The organism is Kitasatospora sp. NPDC059827, from assembly GCF_042731675.1.
Lineage (GTDB): Bacteria > Actinomycetota > Actinomycetes > Streptomycetales > Streptomycetaceae > Kitasatospora.
Window position 1 is genome coordinate 1 of sequence record NZ_JBHWIV010000069.1, and the last position, 19,921, is coordinate 19,921.

At 75.0% G+C, this 19,921-nt stretch carries 16 protein-coding genes; 6 read left to right on the plus strand and 10 right to left on the minus strand.

What is annotated here, in order from left to right:
* Nucleotides 1–34 precede the first annotated feature (34 nt).
* The gene (locus ACFV8H_RS31370; protein WP_380406788.1) at nt 35–1,753 is read right to left on the minus strand and encodes a tannase/feruloyl esterase family alpha/beta hydrolase; all 1,719 of its coding nucleotides are present in this window, start codon (nt 1,751–1,753) and stop codon (nt 35–37) included.
* A gap of 212 nt (nt 1,754–1,965) precedes the next feature.
* Between ACFV8H_RS31370 and ACFV8H_RS31375 the strand changes: the two genes are divergently transcribed.
* Nucleotides 1,966–2,805 (plus strand): alpha/beta fold hydrolase, encoded by an 840-nt coding sequence (locus tag ACFV8H_RS31375; protein WP_380406790.1) that lies wholly within the window; start codon nt 1,966–1,968, stop codon nt 2,803–2,805.
* 107 nt (nt 2,806–2,912) lie between these two features.
* On the opposite strand, the gene ACFV8H_RS31380 is transcribed toward ACFV8H_RS31375, so the two are convergent.
* Together ACFV8H_RS31380 and ACFV8H_RS31385 are read right to left on the minus strand one after the other, a co-directional pair.
* Nucleotides 2,913–4,268: an alpha/beta fold hydrolase gene (locus ACFV8H_RS31380; RefSeq protein ID WP_380406792.1), complete on the minus strand. Its 1,356-nt coding sequence runs from the start codon at nt 4,266–4,268 to the stop codon at nt 2,913–2,915.
* Between the two features lie 68 nt (nt 4,269–4,336).
* A complete protein-coding gene (locus tag ACFV8H_RS31385; RefSeq protein WP_380406794.1) occupies nt 4,337–5,308 on the minus strand; it encodes an alpha/beta hydrolase in 972 nt (323 codons plus the stop codon).
* Nucleotides 5,309–5,654: 346 nt separating this feature from the next.
* On the opposite strand from ACFV8H_RS31385, the gene ACFV8H_RS31390 reads away from it, so the two are divergent.
* Together ACFV8H_RS31390 and ACFV8H_RS31395 are read left to right on the plus strand one after the other, a co-directional pair.
* Nucleotides 5,655–6,887 (plus strand): cytochrome P450, encoded by a 1,233-nt coding sequence (locus ACFV8H_RS31390; RefSeq protein WP_380406796.1) that lies wholly within the window; start codon nt 5,655–5,657, stop codon nt 6,885–6,887.
* A gap of 301 nt (nt 6,888–7,188) precedes the next feature.
* Nucleotides 7,189–8,232 carry a trypsin-like serine peptidase gene (locus ACFV8H_RS31395; protein ID WP_380406798.1) on the plus strand — a complete coding sequence of 348 codons (1,044 nt, stop codon included), beginning with the start codon at nt 7,189–7,191 and terminating at the stop codon, nt 8,230–8,232.
* A 78-nt stretch (nt 8,233–8,310) separates the two neighbouring features.
* Here ACFV8H_RS31395 and ACFV8H_RS31400 read toward each other — a convergent pair whose 3' ends face one another.
* Both ACFV8H_RS31400 and ACFV8H_RS31405 read right to left on the minus strand, forming a co-directional pair.
* Nucleotides 8,311–8,670: a hypothetical protein gene (locus tag ACFV8H_RS31400; protein WP_380406800.1), complete on the minus strand. Its 360-nt coding sequence runs from the start codon at nt 8,668–8,670 to the stop codon at nt 8,311–8,313.
* 244 nt (nt 8,671–8,914) lie between these two features.
* Nucleotides 8,915–9,478 (minus strand): TetR family transcriptional regulator, encoded by a 564-nt coding sequence (locus tag ACFV8H_RS31405; protein WP_380406802.1) that lies wholly within the window; start codon nt 9,476–9,478, stop codon nt 8,915–8,917.
* A 173-nt stretch (nt 9,479–9,651) separates the two neighbouring features.
* Here ACFV8H_RS31405 and ACFV8H_RS31410 point away from each other — a divergent pair, with 173 nt between their 5' ends.
* From ACFV8H_RS31410 to ACFV8H_RS31420, 3 genes are all read left to right on the plus strand, one after another.
* Nucleotides 9,652–12,453: an AAA family ATPase gene (locus ACFV8H_RS31410; RefSeq protein WP_380406843.1), complete on the plus strand. Its 2,802-nt coding sequence runs from the start codon at nt 9,652–9,654 to the stop codon at nt 12,451–12,453.
* Between the two features lie 83 nt (nt 12,454–12,536).
* Nucleotides 12,537–13,724 carry a CaiB/BaiF CoA transferase family protein gene (locus tag ACFV8H_RS31415; RefSeq protein ID WP_380406804.1) on the plus strand — a complete coding sequence of 396 codons (1,188 nt, stop codon included), beginning with the start codon at nt 12,537–12,539 and terminating at the stop codon, nt 13,722–13,724.
* Nucleotides 13,725–13,933: 209 nt separating this feature from the next.
* Nucleotides 13,934–14,563, plus strand: a complete 630-nt coding sequence (locus ACFV8H_RS31420) for a phosphatase PAP2 family protein (protein WP_380406845.1) — start codon at nt 13,934–13,936, stop codon at nt 14,561–14,563.
* 2 nt (nt 14,564–14,565) lie between these two features.
* Here the strand turns inward: ACFV8H_RS31420 and ACFV8H_RS31425 are convergent, their stop codons facing one another.
* The 5 genes from ACFV8H_RS31425 to ACFV8H_RS31445 are packed head-to-tail and all read right to left on the minus strand — an operon-like array spanning nt 14,566 to nt 19,919.
* Entirely contained in the window at nt 14,566–15,888 is a 1,323-nt protein-coding gene (locus tag ACFV8H_RS31425; RefSeq protein ID WP_380406806.1) for a glutamate-1-semialdehyde 2,1-aminomutase, read from the minus strand.
* 5 nt (nt 15,889–15,893) lie between these two features.
* Nucleotides 15,894–16,442 (minus strand): dTDP-4-dehydrorhamnose 3,5-epimerase, encoded by a 549-nt coding sequence (gene rfbC, locus ACFV8H_RS31430; protein WP_380406808.1) that lies wholly within the window; start codon nt 16,440–16,442, stop codon nt 15,894–15,896.
* The gene (locus ACFV8H_RS31435) at nt 16,439–17,644 is read right to left on the minus strand and encodes a polysaccharide pyruvyl transferase family protein (protein ID WP_380406810.1); all 1,206 of its coding nucleotides are present in this window, start codon (nt 17,642–17,644) and stop codon (nt 16,439–16,441) included. Before ACFV8H_RS31435 ends, rfbC begins: the two co-directional genes overlap by 4 nt.
* Complete coding sequence (locus tag ACFV8H_RS31440) at nt 17,641–18,591, minus strand: glycosyltransferase family 2 protein (protein WP_380406812.1); 951 nt, start codon at nt 18,589–18,591, stop codon at nt 17,641–17,643. Before ACFV8H_RS31440 ends, ACFV8H_RS31435 begins: the two co-directional genes overlap by 4 nt.
* Nucleotides 18,588–19,919 carry a hypothetical protein gene (locus tag ACFV8H_RS31445; RefSeq protein WP_380406814.1) on the minus strand — a complete coding sequence of 444 codons (1,332 nt, stop codon included), beginning with the start codon at nt 19,917–19,919 and terminating at the stop codon, nt 18,588–18,590. The genes ACFV8H_RS31440 and ACFV8H_RS31445 overlap by 4 nt, the downstream gene beginning before the upstream one ends.
* Nucleotides 19,920–19,921 lie beyond the last annotated feature (2 nt).

A 19,921-nucleotide genomic window follows, 5' to 3' on the forward strand; every position in this document is an offset into this window, starting at 1 on the left:
GCTGCTCCCGGGCCACCGGCCGGATCCGAAGGGGTCAGTGCCGCGGCGGCTGGACGCAGCGGAAGCTGCTCGCGGCGCCCGGGTCCCCGTGGCCGCTGTAGCGGGAGACCATCGGGTACCGGCACAGGTCCCGGGCGACGGTGCCGCCGGTGCCGGTGGTACCAGTGGTGCCGGTGGTCAGGGTGGCGTGCAGCACCGACGGCGCGCTGCCCTGCTCCACCCAGGCGGTCAGCGCCGCCAGGTCGTCGACCTTGCCGCCGTCCAGGCCGCAGTGCTCGACGCCGGGGGCCAGGAACAGCCGGTAGAAGTCGTCGACCTTCTTCGCACCGCCCATCCGCTCCTCCACCCGCTTGCGGTAGTCGACCGTACCGGCGGTGGGGATCAGCTGGTCGGCGTCGCCGTGCCAGCTGAGCAGCTTGCCGCCGGCGTCGCGGAACGCCGAGAGGTCCGCGTCGCGGGTGCCGATGACCTGGTCGTACTCGGCGCGGGCCGCCCGGAAGATCCGGTCGAACTGCGCCCGGCCGAGGTGCGCGGCGTCGAACCCGGGCTGCTTCTGCACGAAGGTGGCGACCCACGCGGCCGGGACGACGAACGGCACGCCGGTGGTGACGCCGTTCGCATCGGTCCTGCTGGCCGCCAGGTAGCGGAAGTCGGCGCCGATCGGCAGGCCGTACCAGAGCCGCTTGCCGTTGACGTCGCGCGGGCCGTCCCAGATCCGGCGGACCACCTCGGCGTCCGCCGCCGTGACGGTGACCTGCTTGCCGTCGCACTCGACCCTGGTGCCGACCAGGCGGCGCGGGTCGAAGTCGCACCGCTGCGGGTCGCTGATCAGGCCGTCGGCGACGCCGTCGAGCGTGTCGCAGGCCTTGAGGGCGGCCCGGTTGAAGGCGTCGAACTCGCACCCGGTCGGGTAGGTGCGGGTCTCGTTCATCACCACCTGGGGCCACAGGGTGGCGACCTCGAACTGGTTCCAGTTGACGCCCGGCGCGGCGGCCTTGATGCCGTCGAAGTCCGTCGGGTAGCGCTGGGCCTCCAGGTAGCCCTGGCGGCCGCCGGTGGAGCAGCCGTTCCAGTAGGAGTAGGACGCCGCCCGGCCGTAGACCGCGGCCACCACCTCCTTGCCGACCAGCGCCATCTCGTGCGCCGAGCGGGAGGCGAAGTTGTCCAGCAGCGCGGTGTCGACCCGCCCGGCGGCGTCCAGCGCCCAGCTGGTGTCCAGGGCCCCGCCGACGCCCGCGTCGGTCGTGGCGGCGGCGTAGCCCTGCTTGACGGCCGCGGCGAGCCCGGCGCCGTTGTCCCCGGCGGCGTAGGCGCTGCCGCCCACCGCCTGGAATCGGCCGCTCCAACCCGCCTGCGGCAGCCAGACGTCGACCTTGGCGTGGTCGTTCGCGCCGGGGTGGGTCAGGGTGACCGTCACCGCGCAGTGCGCCGGGACGTCGGGCACCGGGAAGCCGCCGAGCGGCGGTTCCCCGGGCACCTGGAAGGTCCCCGCCGGCACCGCGACCGCCGTGACGGACTCCACGGCGGTGCCCGCCGGGGCCGGGATCCCGGCCGGGGCGCAGCTGAACGCCGACGGGCCTGCGGTGGCGCTCGCGGCGGTGGCACTCGTGGCGGTGCTCACGGTGGCGGTGCTCACGGTGGTGGGGCCGACGGCGGCGACGAGCTCCGGTGACGCGCTCACCGGAGTGGACACCGCAGCGGCGGCCACCAGGGGGACGGCCGCCGCGACGACGGCCAGGAACCGTCTCTTCATGATCTCTCCTCGGTATCGGGCTTGGCCCCCTCACTCTGGCCGCGCCGGCGGTGACGGCACATCAGTCACCTGACGCTCCGCCGACGCCGCCCGGGGCGTGCCCGAGCGGCCGGGAGGATGGAGTCACATGACCGATGCGCCGGGCCCGGACGGCGGACCACAGTGGGGCCCGCTGGATCCACTCACCGTTCGAAACCCCTTGGAGCACTTGCATGTTCAGCCTTGAGCACGGCCGCCTGCGTCGCCTCGTCACCGGTGCCGCCGCCGGGGTCGGCGCCATCGCCTTCGCCGTCGCCGGCACCGCGAGCGCCGCGACCGAGGACGCGGCCGCCGACCGGGGCCCGAAGCCGACCGTCGTCCTGGAGCACGGCGCGTTCGCCGACGGCTCCAGCTGGGACGGCGTCGTCGCCCGGCTGCGCCACGACGGCTACCCGGTGGTGGCCGCCGCCAACCCGCTGCGCGGCCCGGCCTCCGACGCGGCCGCGCTGCGCAGCGTGATCGACCACGTCAAGGGCCCCGTCGTGCTGGTCGGCCACTCCTACGGCGGCTCGGTGATCAGCGCCGCCGCCGTCGGCCGGCCGCAGGTCAAGGCGCTGGTCTACGTCGCGGCGTTCCTGCCCGCGCCGGGCGAGTCCGCGCTCCAGCTGACCGACGCGTTCCCGGGCTCCACCCTGTCCGGCACGCTGGACCCGGTGCCGGTCACCAACGCCGACGGCAGCACCGGCACCGACCTGTACATCCGGCAGGACCGGTTCCGGGCCCAGTTCGCCGCCGACGTCCCCGCCGACCGGGCCGCGCTGGCGGCCGCCGCCCAGCGGCCGATCGCCCAGGCCGCGCTGACCGAGCAGGCCACCTCCGCCGCCTGGCAGACCGTGCCCAGCTGGGACGTCATCACCACCGAGGACCGCAACATCCCGGCCGACGCCCAGCGGTTCATGGCCGGGCGGGCCCACGCCCACACCACCGAGGTGGCCGCGTCGCACTCCGTCGCGGTGTCCCACCCCGGCGTGGTGGCGGGCGTCGTCGAGCAGGCCGCCCGCGCCACCCGCTGACCGGCGGCCCTGAGCAGGGAGGGCGGCGCCCCCGAGCCGCCCTCCCGATCCGCCGTCCCGCCGTCGGCCCCGGGTCGGCCCCGGAGCGCTGCTCCGGGGCCGATGCGTCAGCGCAGCGCGCGGAAGGCGGTGCGGAGTTCCTCCGCCAGCAGCTGCGGCTGCTCCCAGGCGGCGAAGTGGCCGCCCCGGTCGACCTCGTTCCAGTGGATGATGTTGCCGAAGGTCCGCTCGCCCCAACTGCGCGGCGCCGGGTAGATCTCGGCGGGAAAGACCGTCACCGCGACCGGCAGCTTGGGGATCGGCACCGCGTTGAACGGCCCGCCGCCGGCCCGGGTGCCCTCCCAGTAGAGCCGGGAGGAGGAGGCGCCGGTACCGGTCAGCCAGTACAGCGAGATCGCGTCCAGCATCTCGTCGTACGTGAGGACCTTCTCGGGCTCGCCGTCGGAGTCCGTCCACTCAGCGAACTTGTCGTAGTAGTAGGCCGCCATGCCGACCGGGGAGTCGGCGAGGGAGTAACCGATCGTCTGCGGGCTGCGGTTCATCATCGCCGCGTAGCCGAAGCCGTCGCGGTAGAAGTGCAGCAGCCGGTCGTACGCCCGCACCTCCTCGGCCGACAGGTTCGCCGGGGCCGGGTCGAAGTTGCGCAGCCGGCGCAGCAGGTCCTCCGGCACGGTCCCGGGCATGTTGACGTGGATGCCGAGCAGCCCCTTCGGCTGCTGGACGGCGAGCACCTCGGAGAGGATCGCGCCGTGGTCGCCGCCCTGCGAGACGTACTCCGGGTAGCCGAGGCGCAGCATCAGCGCGTGGAAGGCCCGCGCGATCCGGGCGAAGTTCCAGCCGGCCCTGCCGGGGTTGCCGGAGAAGCCGTAGCCGGGCAGGGTCGGCAGCACCAGGTGGAAGGCGTCCTCGGCGCGGCCGCCGTGGGCGGTGGGGTCGGTCAGCGGGCCGATGACCTTGAGCAGTTCGACGATCGAGCCGGGCCAGCCGTGGGTCATCAGCATCGGCATCGCGCCGGGGTGCGGGGAGCGGATGTGGGCGAACTGGACGTCCAGTCCGTCGAGTTCGGTGACGAACTGCGGCAGCCCGTTGAGGCGCCGTTCCACGGTCCGCCAGTCGTACCGGGTGCCCCAGTGCTCCACCAGCGGGCGCAGCTTCGCCAACTGGGCGCCCTGGCTGCGGTCGTCGACGGTCTCGCGGTCGGGCCACCTGGTCGCCCGGACGCGGCGGCGGAGTTCGTCGAGCTCGCTCTGCGCGACCTTGATGCGGAAGGGGCGGACGCCCGGCGCGGGCCGCGGAGCCGGGGCGGATGCCTGGGCCGGAGCCGGGGTCGGGGCCTGGAGCGGGGTCTGCGCCTGGGCCTGGGCGGACACGCCGACCTGCCCGGCGACGACACCGGCCGCGGCGAGGCCGAGGAACCGGCGTCGGCCGGTGGAGGGGCGGTCGGTGTTTCCGGATGCTGCCATCGAGGACTCCTCGGGTTCGGAACGGGACGGGAGGTGCGGTGCGGACGCCGGGGCACCGGCGCGGCCGTTCAGTGCGCGGTGCCCAGGTGCGCGGTGCCCGGGTGGGCGGCGTCCGGGTGGGCGGCGTCCAGGTGGGCGGTGAAGAAGCCGGCCAGCTTGTCGACGGCCCGGTCGATGTACTCCTGCTGGTCGTAGAGGTCGACATGGCTCGCCCCCGCGATCCGGTGCACCTCGGCCGGGCCGGTGGCGCGTTGGTGGGCCTCGACGGCCATCCAGGCGGTGACGGCACGCTCGCCGACGATCTGCAGCATCGGGCGCGGGCCGATCAGCGGGACGGCGAAGAAGGGGTCGTAGCCGGCCAGGCGGTCGACGCTCTCCCAGGCCAGGGACTTCGCGGACCGCTCGTGCGCGCCGCGCGAGGTGCAGTAGTACGCGAAGCCCTCGGCGCCGTGCTCGCCGCCGAGCTCGCGCGCCTGCTCGGCCGTCTCCGGGAACACCGTCAGCCCGCCGGGGTCCTGCCCCCGGGCGGCGGCGGTGCGGGCCCGGGCGGCCGCGTCCAGCAGGGCCCGGAAGACCGCCGGGTCCTGGCCGCCGTCGGCGCCGAGCCGGAACTGGCGGGACGGGTCGGCGGTGCACACGGTGGCCACCGCCCGGACCCGGCTGTCGCCACCGGTGGCGGCCAGGGAGTACCCGCCGGACGCGCAGATGCCGAGCAGGCCGATCCGCTCGGCGTCCACCTCCGGGCGGGTGACCAGGTGGGACACGGCGGCCTTGAAGTCCTCCACCCGCTGGGCGGGGTCCTCCAGCCCGCGCGGCAGACCGCCGGACTCGCCCTGGTGGGCCGCGTCGAAGGCGAGGGTGACGAAGCCGCGCCCGGCCATCAGCCGCGCGTAGGTGCCGGACGTCTGCTCCTTCACCCCCGTCCCCGGGTGGCCGACCACCAGGGCCGGGTGCGGACCGGGGGCCGGGGTGTCGGGGAGGTACAGGTGCGCGGCGATCTCGATGCCGGCGCTGTCGAAGCGGATCTCTGACCTGGCCATCCGGGGCCTCTTCCTGTCGATCGGCAGACCGCGTGCGCAGCGCATGCACGTCGTAAGCGCGTCGGGCGCACGTCGTATGCACGTCGGGTGCGCGCCACGGGCACGTCGGTGGTTCATGGGTGGTTCGTGCTGCCACCACCGTGGCCCACCGGCGGGTGCCGGGGCTTCGGTCAGATGACTCCGGAACCGACGTGCAGTCATGGAGCGGCCCGCCGCCGACCGGCCCGGACGTCAGATGACCGATGCGGGGCTCCCGGGCCGCCCGAACGATGGAGACCCCCAGGTCACGGACGTCGGCCCGGTCCCACCCCCGCCGACCTCCCTTCCCCCGACAGGAGTCGCTCCCATGGACGCGAACGACGAACCCGCCCACAGGCCGGCCACGGTGGTCCTCGACGCCGCCTTCAAGGCGGACGCCCCCGCCCGGTACGCCCGGCTGCGGGAGCTCGGCCCGATCCACCGGGCCGAGTTCCAACCCGGCCTGGAGGGCTGGGTGGTGGTCGGCCACGACCTCGCCAGGACGGCGCTGACCCACCCCGGCCTGCTCAAGGACGCCACCCCCGCCGCCGACGCCCTCGACGCGGCCGGCTTCGTCCTGCACCGCCCCTCCGTCGGCCTCGGCGCCCAGATGATGGAGGCCGACCCGCCCGAGCACACCCGGCTGCGCCGCCTCGCCGCGGCCGCCTTCACCCCGCGTCGCACGGCCGAACTCGCCCCACGGATCGAGCAGATCGCCCACCGGCTGCTCGACGCCCTGCCGCCCTCGGGCACGGCCGACCTCGTCGAGGCCTACAACGCCCCGCTGCCCGCCACCGTCATCGCCGAACTCCTCGGCGTCCCGGCCGCGCACCACCGCGACTTCCGCCACTGGTCCGCGCAGGCGCTGCGGCCCGCCTCCCCCGAGCACCGCCCCGCACTGGCCGCGCTGCACCACCTGCTGGCCGACCTGGTCGCGGCCAAGCGCCGCCACCCGCAGGACGACCTGCTGTCCGCCCTGGTCTCCGTCCGCGACCGGGAGGCGGGCCGCCTCACCGAGGAGGAGCTGGTCGGCACCGCGCTGATGCTGGTCGTCGCGGGCCACGAGAGCACCGTCAACCTGCTCGGAAACGCCCAACTCGCCCTGCTCCAGCACCCGGACCAGCTACGGCAGTTGCGCGAACGGCCGGAGCTGCTGCCCGGCGCGGTGGAGGAGTTCCTGCGCCACGACACCTCCGTGGAGCTCTCCACCAACCGCTACGCGGCGCAGGACCTGGACCTGGGCGGGGTGAGGATCCCCCGGGGCGGCGTGGTCGTGGTCGCCCTCGGCTCCGCCGGCCAGGACGCCCCGCAGAGCTGCCCCGCCGACCCGGCCGCCCTCGACGTGGGCCGACCCGACGCCCGCCACCTCGCCTTCGGCCACGGCATCCACCACTGCCTCGGCGCCCCGCTCGCCCGGCTGGAGGCCACCATCGCCCTGCGCGTCCTGCTCGCCCGCGTCCCGGAGCTGGAACTCGCCGTCCCGGTGGACTCGCTCGACTGGATCGGCTCCGGCATCATCCGCGGCGTGCTCACCCTCCCCGTCCGCTATCGGCTCGGCTGACCGGGCCGGGCCCGAAGGGACCGTTCCGTCACCTGGCAGACAGGTGACGAAACGGGGCCCGCTTCTGCTGGAGTAGCCGTGACGTGCCCTCGGAGGACCGAGGAGCGGACCGGAGTGAGCAGCCGGCACCGCTGCCGGGCCGCGCCGCCGTTACCGGAACCTGACGCTACCGATGGACGGGCGATACGCGGTCCAGACATGGACCTGACGTTCCGTTCGTACAGTGCCGGACATCCCCGGTGAGCAGGGGCGGACCGCGGCCGCCCCTGCACACCGACCGCACCGACCGAGATGGGCGACGATGTCAACCACACGCCGAGCACTCCCCCGCCGACTCCCCACCGCAGCAGCCCTCCTGCTGAGCGCGGCCACCGCGGCGGCCCTGCTGCCCACCGCCGCACTCGCCACGGAGCCGGACACCGTCACCTCGCACGCCGGCGCCACCACCACCCAGGAGCGCAACCGGATCGACGCCTACTGGACGGCCGACCGGATGAAGCTGGCGGGCGCCATGGTCCCCGAGAACACCCCCGTGCCCGCGGACGACAACACGCCCGACGACCCGCGCCCGCTGGCCCCCAACACCCCGGATCCCGGGGCGGTCTGGACCCACGGCGGCTCGGTGAACAGGAGCGTCGGCCGGCTCTTCTTCACCTTCTCCGACGGCTACGACGGCAGCTGCACCGCGACCGTCGTCACCGGCGCGAACCGCAGCACCCTCGTCACCGCGGCGCACTGCCTGCGGGGTGTCGGGGCGCCCACCGCCGACGGCACCTGGACGCACAACGTCTACTTCGTCCCCGGCTACCGCAACGGGACCAAGCCGCTCGGCGGGTTCAGCATCAAGTCCATGGCCACGTCCTCCCGTTGGGACGCCGACCGGAACGGCACCGGCTCCTCGGACGTCGCCGCGGCCGGTTTCGACACGGGGGTCCTGGTGGCGAACCCGTCTCCCGACGGGCGGCGGCTCGCGGACGTCACGGGGAACCAGCGGATCTCCTTCTCCGATCCCGTCGACGCGGAGTTCGTCCACGCCTTCGGCTACCCGAAGGACCGGCTCAACGATCCCGCTGCCCAGTACGCCGGTTCGCGCATGATCCACTGCGCCGGCCCGAACCGGCAGAGCCCCAAGGCGCCCCTCCTGTGGGGCGAGTCCTGCAACATGGGCCACGGGGCGAGCGGCGGCCCGCACATGGCCCGGTTCGACACCCGGACCGGCACCGGAACCGTCGTCGGCGTCACCACCACCACGGACGAACTCGTGGGCGGGCAGCCGGGCACGCTCTACGCCACCCGCTTCGGTGACAGCGCCCACCGCCTCTACGAGTGGGCCCAGGCGCGCTGACAACGCCAGGGAACGCCGGTGCCGGGGGCGCGGCTCGCACCCCCGGCACCGGCGTCCGTCGCCGCGCCCCGGCCTCCTTCAGGCCGGGACCACCCGGTAACTCAGCATCGCCCAGGGCGTGTTGGACTGGGCCAGCGAGCCGGTGCCCCACGGGACCGCACCCGCGCAGCCCCGGCCCGGGTACAGCACCACGGACGCGGAGCCGTCGGCGACCTGCACCGAGCGGACGGGCGCCGCCAGGGTGTGGCAGGTGCCGAGGTCGCCCAGGTCGACCGTGGTCACCGCGCCGCTCCCGTCGGTGCCGGTGTACAGGTGCGCGCCCGGCTGCAACGGCGGCCAGCCGGCCGCCTGCGCCGAACCGGCACCGAAACCGATCAGGGCCGCGGCCGCGACGGCCGCCGCGGCCGAGCCGCAGAGCATCCTCTTCGAGGTGGACATGTGGGAACCGCCTTCCGTGGGTGTGCCGGGATGCCGAACGATTCGGACCCCGCCGGGTCCTACCCGCCTCCACCCTGGCGCAGGGGCCGGAAGCGCGGCATCGGTCATCTGACTGCACATCACCGGTATCGGCACGAAAGCGGGATCGGTCGAATGACTCCGTACGTCCGGTGACTCCGTACGTCCGGTGACTCCGTACGTCCGGACCGGCTCACCGCGAGCGGTGCGCGGTGCACGGCCGGGGTCAATCCAGCAGTCCGGCGGCCACCCGCCGGACCAGCTCCCGGCGCTGCGCCGCGTCGTCGAAGTCCACCACCGTGCGCACCTCGGGGGCCATGGCGGGCCACAGCATGGCGAGGTGGACCATCAGCGCGAACAGGAACCGGGCCTCGAACCGGTCCGACACCACGCCCCGGGCCTGGGCGTCGGCGAGGATGCCGGTCCGCCTGCGGACCTCGTCGACGGCGTAGCCGTTGAGCGCCTCGTCGCCGCGCTCCAGGTTCTGCCAGGTGATCAGCCGGGGGATCTCCGGGTGCTCGGCGTAGATGTCGCTGAGCCGGGCCGCGAACTCGGGGAGGTCGTCGTCCCCGTCGAAGGGCAGGCTGCCGATGATCTGCTCCACCGCGGAGTTCCAGACCGCGTCGAACAGGCCCACCTTGCTGTGGAAGTAGTGGTAGATCTGCGCCTTGTTGCTCCGGGCGGCCTCGGCGATGCGGTCGACCCGGGCGCCGTGGAGTCCGTGGGCGGCGAACTCGGCCCGCCCGGCCGCGATGAGTCTCTGCTTGGTGGCTTCGGCGTCGCGTTGCATGCGCAGACCTTAGCCCAGCACCGACTAACCGGTTGGTTGACAGCGGGTTCCTTGTCCGGGTGTAATCAACCAACCAGGTAGTTGAAAGTTGGCCGGCGTCCATGGCTCGCGGTCTTCGAACGGCCTGGAGGTTCGATCGGGGAGGGAACTGGACCGTGGGATCAGCCGTGCCGTTGCTCGGTCGGGACAGCGAACGCGAGCAACTCGCCGAGTTCGCCCGGTCCGTGGAGGGCCGCACCCTCCTCCTCCGCGGCGAGACCGGGGTCGGCAAGAGCACCCTGCTCGACTACGCCGCCGACCTGGCCGCCCGGGAGGGGCGGCTCGTGGTCCGGGCCACCGGGGTCGAGGCCGAGTCGGAACTGCCGTACGCCGGACTGCACCAGCTCCTCTACCCGCTGCTGCCACACACCGCCGGACTGGAGCACAACTCCCGGGCGGCCCTCGACGCCGTCTTCGGCCACACCGGCGCCGGGAGCACGCCGCCGTCCCTGATGACCCTCGGCATCGCGGTCCTCGGCCTGCTGTCCTCGGCCTCGGTCGAGCAGCCGCTGTTCCTCGTCCTGGACGACGGCCAGTGGCTGGACGACTCCAGCGCCGCGGTCTGCGGATTCGTCGGCCGCCGGCTGACCGGCAGCCGGTTGAAGCTGCTGCTCGCGGTCCGCTCCGACATCGCCTCCCCCTTCGACACCGCCGCACTGCCCGAGCTGGCCGTCGGCACCCTCACCGACGAGGACGCCGCCCTCCTGCTGGACGGCCACTACCCCGCGCTGGACCGGCAGTTGCGCCGCCTCGTACTGGGCCAGGCCCAGGGCAACCCGCTCGCCCTGCTGGAACTGCCCGGCCACACGGCCGGCCGCCACCCGGAAGGTGCCGCCGCCGAGCCGCAGGCCCTGCGCGGCGCCTCGCCGTCCCGGCGCCTCCAGTACCTCTACGGCACCCGGATCGCCGCCCTGGACGCCACCGTCCGGGCCGAGTTGCTCAAGGGCGCCCTCGACGGCGTCGCGGCCGGGCCCGGCGACGGTGCGGTGCCCGCCGGCCGGTACCGGATGCGCGACGCCGACGAGGCCGTCACCCGCGGCCTGCTGGTGATCGAGCCCGCCAGCGGCGAGTTCGCCTTCCGGCACCCGCTGGTGCGCTCCAGTGTCGTCCAGCTGGCGACCCCCGACCAGCGCCGCGAGGCCCACCGGACGCTGGCGCAGCTCCACCGGGACAACCTCGAACGGCGGGCCGCCCACCTGGCCGAGGCCACCCTGGACCCGGACGAGGAGGTGGCCCGGGTCCTGGAGGCCGCCGCCGAGTCCGCGACCCGTCGCGGCGGCGCGCTCACGGCGGTCACCTGGCTGACCCGCGCCGCCGAGCTGAGCGAGCACCCGGCGGAGCGGTCCCGGCGGCTCGGCGACACGGCGTTCATCGCGGGGCACGCGGCCCGCCTCGGCCACGCCCGCCGGATCCTGCGGGCCGACCCCGGGCCCGACGCCGACCGCTCCCCCGCCGCCGCGCTGGCCTCCGGCTACCAGGCGCTCTACCAGGACGGCGACGTGCGCTCCACCCACCGGCAGATCGCCGCCGCTGTCGAGCGGCTGGTCGGCGGGCTGCCCGGCCACGCCTCCGAGCCCACTGTTGGGTACGACCCCGAGGTGCTGGACCGGCTGCTCGCCCTGCTGCTCGCCACCAGCCAGTTCGCCGCCGACCGGACCCTGTGGGAACGCACCCACGCCCTGCTCGCCACGCTCGGCGAACGGGTCGGCGAGCGGGCCCGGATCTACAGCGCCACCTGGAGCGACGTCGTCCGGCACGGCGCCGGCTGGACCGCACCGGTGGAGCGGGCCGCCGCCGACCTACCGGGCCAGGAGCCCTGGGACGTCGCCCGGTTGGCCGTCTCCGCCTACCACCTCGACGTCCTCAGCCCGCTCCGCCCGCACCTGCAGCGCGTCGTCTCCCGCGAGCTGGAGACCGGCGCGGTCTCCACCGGCATGGTGATGCTGCACCTGATCATGCTGGACCAGATGGCCGTCGGGGAGTGGGAGGCCGCCGAACGGACCGGACGGCGGGCCCTGCTGCGCTCCGACGAGCACGGGCACGAGCTGTTCGCCCAGCAGACCCGGGCCTACCTGGCCCAACTCGCCGCGATGCGCGGGCAGACGGCGACCGCGCGCGAGCTCCAGGCGGTGGTCGACGCCTGGGCCCGCCCGCGCGGCATCGGCTTCCTCACCCAGCTCGCCGACGCGGCCGGCACCACGGCGGCGCTGAGCGACGGCGACTACGAGGGCGCGTACCTCCAGGCCATCGGCATCACCGCGCCGGGCGCCTTCCAGCCCTACGCCCACCAGGCCTCCCGCACCCTGCTCGACCTCGTCGAGGCCGCCGTCCACACCGGGCGCACCGCGCAGGCCCGCGCCCACGCGCTGGCCGCCCGGGAGGCCGGCCTGCCCGCCGTCTCCCCCCGGCTGTCCCTGGTCACCCACGGGGCCCTGGCCATGACCGCCGAGGACGAGGACGAGGCCGCCGGGGCCTACGCGCACGCCGCCTCCCACCCGGCCGCGGCACACTTCCCGTTCGAGCTGGCCCGGATCCGCCTGGCGCACGGCATCCGGGTGCGCCGCGCCCGGGGCGCCACCGTGGCACGGGAGTTCCTCGCCCCGGCCGCCGACTCCTTCGAGCGGCTGGGCGCGGTCGCCTGGGCCGCCCGGGCCCGGGCCGAACTACGGGTCGGCGGCGTCCCGACCCGGCCGGCGGCGCGCACCGCGAGCCTGCTGACCTGGCAGGAGCGCCGGATCGCCGACCTCGCCGCGGGCGGCCTGACCAACAAGGAGATCGGCGAGCAGACCCGGCTGTCACCCCGGACCGTCAGCGCCCACCTGTACCGGATCTTCCCCAAGCTGGGCATCACCACCAGGGCGGCGCTGCGCGACGCCCTCACCGGGCTGGACGAGGCGTCCCCCGCGCCGGACCCGGGCCTGCCGGAGCGCCGCTGACGGAACACCGCTGACTGAACGCCGCTGACTGAACGCCGCCGGGGGCGGGTAGGGCTCGGGGATCCGCCAGGGAGGGAGTCCGGATGTCGCTGCCGCTGACCGGCACCACGGTGATCGCGCTGGAACAGGCGGTGGCCGCGCCGCTGGCCACCAGGCACCTGTGCGACCTGGGCGCCCGGGTGGTGAAGATCGAGCGCCCGGAAGGCGGCGACTTCGCGCGCGGTTACGACCGCAGCGTCAACGGCCTGGCCAGCCACTTCGTCTGGCTGAACCGCGGCAAGGAGTCGGTCGTCCTCGACCTCAAGGCGCCCGAGGGCCGCGCCGTCCTGGCCGACCTGGTGGCCGGCGCCGACGTCTTCCTGCAGAACCTGGCCCCCGGGGCGGCCGCCCGGCTCGGCTTCGGCTCCGCCGAACTGCGGGCCCGGCACCCCCGGTTGGTCACTGTCGACCTGTCCGGCTACGGCACCGGCGGCCCGTACCGGGACAAGCGCGCCTACGACATGCTGATCCAGTGCGAGTCCGGGCTCGCCTCGGTGACCGGCCCACCGGAGCGACCCGCCAAGACCGGCCTGCCCGCCTCGGACATCGCCGCCGGGATGTACGCCCTGACGGCGACGCTCGCCGCCCTGCTCGGCCGGGCCGGCAGCGGGCGCGGCACCGGGATCGAGGTGTCGATGTTCGAGGCGACCGCCGAGTGGCTGGGCCACCAGCTCCACCACACCCAGGGCACGGGGCGGGCACCGGACCGCGCCGGACTCTCCCACCCGGCCATCGCCCCCTACGACGCGTACCCGACGGCCGACGGCCACGAGGTCATGATCGGCATCCAGAACGACCGCGAGTGGGCCCGGCTCGCCACCGGCTTCCTGGACCGCCCCGACCTCGCCGACCACCCCGAGTGGGCCACCAACGTCGCCCGAGTGCGGCGCCGCCGGCTGGTCGACGCCCTGGTGGGCGGCCGGACGGCGACCATGACGGCCGAGGAGGCGGTCAAGCGCCTGGACGCCCTCGCGATCGCCTCGGCCCGGCTGAACGGCATCGGCGACCTGCTGCACCACCCCCAGCTCGCCGCCCGCGACCGCTGGCGCCCGGTGGCCACCCCGGCCGGTGAGGTCCGCTCCCTGCTCCCCCCGTTCGACTTCGCGGAGGTCGAACTCCCGATGGGGCCCGTCCCCGCCCTGGGCGCCCACACCGACTCCGCCCTGCGCGCCCTCGGCTACCCCGCCACCCGCATCGCCGCCCTGCGGGCGAACGGGGTGCTGGGCGGGTAGCGCACCCGTATCCTGGATCCCGACCCTCCGGGCAAGTGGCCTACGGAAAGCACGATCTGACGCTCCGTCATACCGTTACTACGACCGGACGACACCTGGACACGACGGGGGCGCGCGTGGGATCGGCCGGCCGCAGCGGGACGGGCGCGACCCGGGAGCGCGAGCACTGGGGACGCCCCCTCGGGCCGGCCGGGCGCGCGGAACCACCGCTGGTGGTGCTGCGCGGATGGCTCGGACTCGCCTCGGGGCTCGCCGCTCTGGTGGTGGTCCTGCTCGGGGCCTGGTACGCGGGAAAGGGCGAGCCCGGCCCGGTGGACGGGCGGATCCAGGACGCCGTGTACGGGGTGGAACCGCCGTGGCGGTACGCCGCCCGGGGCCTGGACTCCCTGGGGGAACCGCTGGGCGCCGCGCTGCTGGTCGGAGCCGTGGCGGCGGGCTGCCTGCTGCTCCGGCGACCGCGCGCCGCGGTGTTCGCGGTCGTCGGCGTCGCCCTGCCGGTGCTGGCGGCGACGCTGCTCAAACACCTGGTGGGCCGCACCATCCACGGCGGCGACAACCTGTCCTACCCGAGCGGGCACACGACCTTCCTGACCGCCGTCGCCCTCGTACTGGGGCTGCTGGCAGCCGGCGGGAGGGCCCGCCCGCTGCCGGTGCTCGCCGTCGCGGCGGCCGTCGGGGCGGCCATGGCCTGGGCCCAGGTCGCCCTGGGCGCGCACTACGCCACCGACACCCTGGCCGGCGGGTGCACCGCCCTGGCGCTGGTCCCGGCCACCGGATGGCTGGTGGACCGGGCCGCCGACCGACTGGCGGCCCGGTCGGCGTCCGGCGGGATGACGTAGCCTCAGACCCGCTGCCGGAAGACCGGCTTGACCGGGCGGCCGCCGAGCCAGGGGGTGGGGTCGCCGGCGTCGAGGGCCTTGCGGTAGACGGCGCAGGCGGCGGAGACGGCGTCGATGGTGTGGGCGATGTCGGCGTCCGTCAGGGCGCTGCTCACCACGAAGGAGGGGGCCAGCACCCCGCCTGCGAGGAGTTGGCGCAGGAAGAGGGTGCGGTAGGGCTGGGAGGGCTGCCCCAGTTCGTCGAGGGTGGCGAAGACCAGGTTGCTGGCCCGGCCTCGGACCACCACGTGGTCGGCGACGCCCATGCCGGCGGCGGCCTCCCGTACGCCGGCGGCGAGTTGGTCGCCGAGGGCGTGCAGTCGGGCGGTGATGCCCTCCTCGACGTACGTGGTCTGCACGGCCATCGCGGCGGCCAGCGCGTGGGTTTCGGCGCCGTGGGTGGTGGAGAGCAGGAACACCCGGTCGCCGGGGTGGCGCAGCCCGCCGTGTTCCATCAGGTCGCGGCGCCCGGCGAGCGCGGAGACGGCGAAGCCGTTGCCGAGCGCCTTGCCGAAGGTGGAGAGGTCGGGGGCGACGCCGTAGAGGCCCTGGGCGCCCGCCGCGGACCAGCGCAGGCCGGTGATCATCTCGTCGAAGACCAGCAGGCAGCCGTGCCGGTCGGCCAGTTCGCGCAGGCCGGCCAGGTAGCCGGGCGGCGGCTCGGCGTGGCCGGCGGGTTCGAGGATCAGGCAGGCGATCTCGCCGCGGTGGCGGGTGAGCAGTTCCTCGGTGGCGGAGAGATCGCCGTAGGGGAAGGAGACGGTGAGGTCGGTGATCGCCGACGGGATCCCGGCGTCCATCGGGGTGGTGCCGATGAACCAGTCGTCGACCGAGAAGAACGGGTGGTCGCCGCAGACGGCCACCAGGGTCCGCCCGGTGACGGCGCGGGCGAGGCGCACGGCGGCCGTCGTGACGTCGGAGCCGTTCTTGGCGAACTTGACCATCTCGGCGGTGGGCACGGTGTCCAGGAAGCGTTCCGCGGCCTCGAGTTCGAGGATGGACGGGCGGGTGAAGTTGCTGCCCCGGTCGAGTTCCCGCCGTACCGCCTCGGTCACCCGCGGGTGGGCGTGGCCGAGGCTGACGGAGCGCAGGCCGGAGCCGTACTCGACGTAGCGGTTGCCGTCGACGTCCCAGACGTGGGCGCCGTGGCCGTGGCTGATGACCGGGGCCAGGTGCTCGGGGTACTGGTCGTCGCCCTTGGCGTAGGTGTGGGCGCCGCCGGGGATCAGGGCGTGCAGCCGCTCGTTGGCCGCCCGGGATTTCGGAAGAGTGAAGTCGACGGTCACGGCGCTCAGTTCTCCTCCGCGCGCAGGGCCTCGGCGAGGCTGGGCGCCTCCCGGTCCCGCTTGGACATCGACGTGGCGGGCAGCGGCCAGGGGATGGCGAGCTCCGGGTCGTCGAAGGCGATGGTGACGTCCTCGGCCGGGTCGTGCGGGCGGTCGATCCGGTACGAGACGTCGGCGTCGGTGAGTGCCTGGAAGCCGTGCGCGCACCCCGCCGGGATGTAGACGCTGACCTGGGTCTCGCCGGAGAGCTCGAAGGTGGCCACGTTGCGGTAGGTCGGCGAGTCGGGGCGCAGGTCCACGACCACGTCGAACACCTCCCCGTGCGAGCAGCGCACGATCTTCGCCTCCCCGGCGCCGGAGCGCAGGTGCAGGCCGCGCAGCACGCCCCGCACCGAACGGGAGACGCTGTGCTGCACGAAGGCCTCGGGGTCGAGGCCCACCGAGCGGAGCACCTCGGCGTCGAAGGTGCGGCAGAAGAAGCCGCGTTCGTCGGCGTAGGGGGTCGGTTCGAAGAGGTAGGCACCGGCGATCGCCGGGATTTCGGTGGCCTTCACGAGGGTTCCTTGGGCGAGTTGGGGAAGACGGCCGTGGTCAGGGCGGTGAACTGGTGGTCGAGGCTCCGGGTGGCCTCCAGGTTCCGCTCGGCGAGGGTCTGCCGCAGCTCCGTCGCGTGCTTCTCCAGCGCCCGGAACTGCTCGATCAGCCGGTCGGCGTCGACCTCGCGGGCGGGGTGGCAGTACTCCCCCAGCCCCATCCGGGCCATCAGCGCGTCGCTCTTGGCCGCGTAGCTCAGGGCGAGCGTCGGGGTGCCGGTCCGCAGCGCGCAGACCAGGTTGTGGTACCTGGTGGCCACCACGGCGTCGGCGGCGGCCGTCTCCGCCATCAGCTCGGCCAGCGAGGCGGCCCCGGAGACGGAGACCAGCGGGGAGTCGACGGCCTCGACGATCGCGGCGACCACCCGGGCGTCGACCGCGTCGCCGGTGAGCAGCCGGACCGGCCGGCCGTCCTCGACCAGCGCGCGGACGAAGCGGGTGGTGCCGTCGAGGTATTGCCGGTGGACCTGCTCGGACCGGGCGCGGTCGTCGTCGCCGCCGTGGAAGTCCATGACGCCGACGCAGACCCGCCCGTCGGGGGAGCCGGTGGCGGGCGGTGCCGGGAGGGCGAAGGCGATGTCCGGGTGGACGGCGTCGCGCGCGGTGTCCACGCCCATCGCCCGCATGGCGTCGCGGGACAGCTCGTCCCGGTACGAGCGGTGCGCGGCCAGCCGGGCGGACCAGCGCACCAGCGCCCGGGTGGCCGGGTTGCCGATCCGGGCGGCGCCGACGCCGACCAGCGCCACCGGGGTGCGCAGCAGCCGGCCGGAGGCGCAGAGCAGGAACAGCGCGTACGGGAAGCCCCAGGGGCGCAGCGGCAGGGTGGCCTCCAGGACCCCCATGCCCGGGACGATCACCACGTCGTGCCGGCGCACCCAGGCGGCGGTGCGGGCGGCGTCGACGAGCTTGCCCAGGCCCTTGCCGAGGACGGCGCCGGCCCGGGAGGCGGTGCGGTACTCGCCGCGGTACCAGTGCAGCCGGGTGGCGGGGATGCGGTAGCGGGCGGTGACCACCTCCGGGCCGCCGCAGAGCGCGTCCACCGCGGCGTCCGGGTGCTCGGCGCGGAGGTGGCCGAGCACGGCCTCCAGCGAGCCGTCGTTGCCGAGGTTGCCGGAGCCGAGCAGGCCGAACACCCCGACGCGCACCGGGGTTCGCGCGGTCATGCCCGCCTCCCCCCGCGTCCGGCCACCAGGTCGTCGACGGAGGCGGCGGAGCCGTCCGAGGACGGCACGGGGGTGCGGTCCTCGACCCGTTCGCCGGCGCCCGGCCGGGCCCGGCTGGTCATCCAGGCGGCCAGGTGGCCGTAGCAGGCCCGCCGGTCGGCGGTGGACAGCGGCGCCCGGCGGACGGCCGCGGCGAAGCCCCAGACGTACTCGGCGAGCAGCCGGGGCGTGGGGTGCAGCGGCCCGGCCCGGCGCGGGTCCAGGTTGACGCAGCGGGAGCGCTTGGAGGGGTTGGCCCGCTCGGCCCGGGTGGGGTGGTCGCGGCGGAAGTAGAGCAGTTCCGGTACCTGGTGGAAGGGGCCGTGCAGGGTGATCTCGGCGACGAAGGTGCGGTCGGCGTGGTGGTAGCTGTCGTGCGGCTTGACCCGGCGCAGCACGTCGGCCCGCATCACCCCGTAGAAGTCGTCGCCGCCGGGCTCGAACAGCAGGCTGCGGAAGCGCTCCGGGGCGCGCGGGGAGTCGGTGGCGAGGCCGTACGCGTAGGGGACCTTCACCCGGCCGTGCTCGTCGATGACCGCCTGGCCGGAGTGGGCGAGGATGACCTCGGGCCGGTCGTCCAGCGCCTCGACGCAGCGCAGCAGGAGGTCCCGGGCGTAGAGGTCGTCGTGCGAGGCCCACTTGAAGAGTTCGCCGCGGCACTGGGTGAAGACGTAGTTGTGGTTGGGCGCGGCGCCGATGTTCCGGGGCAGCCGGAGGTAGCGGATCCGGGAGTCCTGCGCGGCGTACTCGCGGCAGATGGACTCGGTGGCGTCGGTCGAGGCGTTGTCGGAGATGACCAGTTCGAAGTCCTGGTAGGTCTGGCCGAGCAGGGCGTCGAGCGACTCGGCGAGGTACTCCTGGCCGTTGTAGACGGGCAGGCCGATGCTCAGTCGGGGAACGGCGGTCAAGGCGTCCTCACTTCGGGGATGTCGTCCTCCGTTTCGGGGACGGGGGTGCGGTGGTGCTCGCGCAGGGCGGCGCGCAGTTGGAGCCACCAGACGGCGGCGCCGCAGGCGGTGGCGGTGGCGACGCCCCAGGCGGAGCCGACGGTGCCGGCCGCGGCGGCGCCGCCGAGCCCGCCGCCCAGGTAGCAGGCGGAGGCGAAGAGTTGGCAGCGCAGGCTGCGCCGGGCGGCGGCGAGGGCGCGCAGCCCGGCGGCCGCGCCGCTGCCGAGGCCGGCGCCCGCGACGCCGAGGGTGGCGGGGAGGATGAGCGGCGAGGCGGAGTGCCAGACGTCGCCGAGGACGAACTGTCCGGCCCGGTCGGGCATCAGCAGCAGCGCCGAGCCCCACAGCAGGGCGGCGCCGGCCTGTCCGCCGCCGAGCAGCAGGCAGAACCGGCCGAGCCGGCGCGGTGTCTGCCGCAGGACCCGGGCGGCCTCCGCCACGGTGACCAGGGAGAGCCCCATCAGCAGGGCGAGGAACGGCCCCTGGAGGAGTTCGGCGCCCCGGACGGCGCCGACCGCGCCGACGCCGACGATCGCGCCGAGCCCGTACGCCCGCAGCTGGCCGGCGCCGCTGAGGCTGACGTTCTCGACCAGGTAGCGGCTGCCGAGGTCGCGCTGCTCGCGCAGCCAGCCGCGGGCCTGGGTGACCCGGGGCCGGACGCCGGACTGGAGGAAGCCGTACCCGGCGGCGGCCGCCGCGGCGGCGCCCCAGGCCAGCAGGAAGGCGGCCACGGTGCCCACCCGGGCCGCCACCACCATGGCCGGGATCAGCGCGAGGCCCTGCACCAGGTCGTTGGCGAAGGCCTTCCGCCCGGTGCCGGCGGCGAAGAAGGCGAACCGACGGGAGTCCTGGAGCAGCAGCGCCGGCAGGGCGAGGCCGAGGCTCGCGAACGCGGGCCCCACGTCGCCGCCGAGGCCGAGCCCGACCAGCAGGCAGACGGCGCCGAGGGTGGCGCCGACGGCGAGCGCGGTGCCGGAGGACCGGGCCGCCGCGGCGCGCCAGGTCGCCTCCGGCACGCCGCTGAACCGCACCATCAGCGGGTCGGTGGCCAGCCCGCGGGAGACGTTGAGCACCACGCCGTAGGTCAGCCAGGCCAGGCTGAACACGCCGAACGCGTGCACCCCCAGCTCCCGGGCGACGTAGATGCCCACCGCGAAGTTGATCATGCTGGTGACCGCCTGGTCGGCCAGCCCCCAGGACACCCGGCCGAGCACGCCCCGCCCGGCGGGCCGGGCCTGCGCCCCGTCCCGGCCCGCCGATGCCGTCGTCCTCACCTCCTCGGTGGTCATCG

Excerpts from the sequence above, each read along its gene's own strand:
- ACFV8H_RS31415 (WP_380406804.1), top strand. The coding sequence starts at position 12,537 with ATGTCGCTGCCGCTGACCGGCACCACGGTGATCGCGCTGGAACAGGCG.
- ACFV8H_RS31385 (WP_380406794.1), bottom strand. The coding sequence starts at position 5,308 with ATGGCCAGGTCAGAGATCCGCTTCGACAGCGCCGGCATCGAGATCGCC.
- ACFV8H_RS31390 (WP_380406796.1), top strand. The coding sequence starts at position 5,655 with ATGGACGCGAACGACGAACCCGCCCACAGGCCGGCCACGGTGGTCCTC.
- ACFV8H_RS31400 (WP_380406800.1), bottom strand. The coding sequence starts at position 8,670 with ATGTCCACCTCGAAGAGGATGCTCTGCGGCTCGGCCGCGGCGGCCGTC.
- ACFV8H_RS31370 (WP_380406788.1), bottom strand. The coding sequence starts at position 1,753 with ATGAAGAGACGGTTCCTGGCCGTCGTCGCGGCGGCCGTCCCCCTGGTG.
- ACFV8H_RS31405 (WP_380406802.1), bottom strand. The coding sequence starts at position 9,478 with ATGCAACGCGACGCCGAAGCCACCAAGCAGAGACTCATCGCGGCCGGG.
- ACFV8H_RS31435 (WP_380406810.1), bottom strand. The coding sequence starts at position 17,644 with ATGACCGCGCGAACCCCGGTGCGCGTCGGGGTGTTCGGCCTGCTCGGC.
- ACFV8H_RS31375 (WP_380406790.1), top strand. The coding sequence starts at position 1,966 with ATGTTCAGCCTTGAGCACGGCCGCCTGCGTCGCCTCGTCACCGGTGCC.
- ACFV8H_RS31380 (WP_380406792.1), bottom strand. The coding sequence starts at position 4,268 with ATGGCAGCATCCGGAAACACCGACCGCCCCTCCACCGGCCGACGCCGG.
- ACFV8H_RS31395 (WP_380406798.1), top strand. The coding sequence starts at position 7,189 with ATGTCAACCACACGCCGAGCACTCCCCCGCCGACTCCCCACCGCAGCA.
- ACFV8H_RS31445 (WP_380406814.1), bottom strand. The coding sequence starts at position 19,919 with ATGACCACCGAGGAGGTGAGGACGACGGCATCGGCGGGCCGGGACGGG.